The following is a 714-nucleotide window of genomic DNA, read 5'->3' as shown; positions in this document are numbered from 1 at the left end:
CAGGTGATCAGCTGCGGGAAGTACGTCTTGATCGAGACCGCGGCCTCCTCTAGCGCGATGCTGTCCGCGTACGGCTTGGGCAGCACCTCCTCGTAGGCTGCCCACCACCGTCGCTGATGCGACTGCACCACATCGGTGATTCCGTGCACCGTTTCCGGATCGGTCACCCCGTATGCGGCAAGGAGAAGTGCGACTTCCGAGGCCTTGATCAGGTACTGCCCGGTCTCGACGCGGGACAGCCGCGTGCTCTCCCATCCGAGAACGGCTGCGGCTTGAACTCCGTTCATACCGGCCGCCTTCCGGAAGCGGCGTAGCAAATACCCAAGTCTGCGCCTCATCACCGGTGGCGGAGTCTGAGAGGTCGTCATGGGCGCCGTTTGGCACAACATTGCGGCTCTGCCGAGAGAACACTCGTTCCATTTTCCTGCGGATTGGAACCGCAATATTGCGAAACTGCGGCAAGTAGGAGCATGCTCTACGCAGGCCATGGTGACGGGGCATCAGTTCATGATCATTCGTCACCTTGAGTTCAACTGGCCTGCCCTGCCTGAAGAGGAACACGACCTGCACGCTGCTGCGCCCGCCCGCGCCCCGTCGACACGGAGGACTGCGCCATGCCAATCACCGCCCCGACGCTCGCCGACTTACTGAGATGCGCTCGGCTGCACGGTCCAGTCCCGGCGCAAATCGAGGCTTCCTTTGAGCGCACAGCGC

At 62.6% G+C, this 714-nt stretch carries 1 protein-coding gene; it reads right to left on the bottom strand.

Features of this window, described 5'->3' with window-relative positions:
* On the bottom strand, positions 1-287 hold a 287-nt coding region (locus ACFVX9_RS39895; RefSeq protein ID WP_387987234.1), incomplete at its 3' end, for a helix-turn-helix domain-containing protein.
* Positions 288-714 lie beyond the last annotated feature (427 nt).

This window comes from Kitasatospora sp. NPDC058243 (genome assembly GCF_042882025.1).
Taxonomy (GTDB): Bacteria; Actinomycetota; Actinomycetes; order Streptomycetales; family Streptomycetaceae; genus Kitasatospora.
The sequence above is the reverse complement of the archived record's forward strand: the minus strand, read 5'-3'. Positions and strand labels throughout refer to the sequence as shown.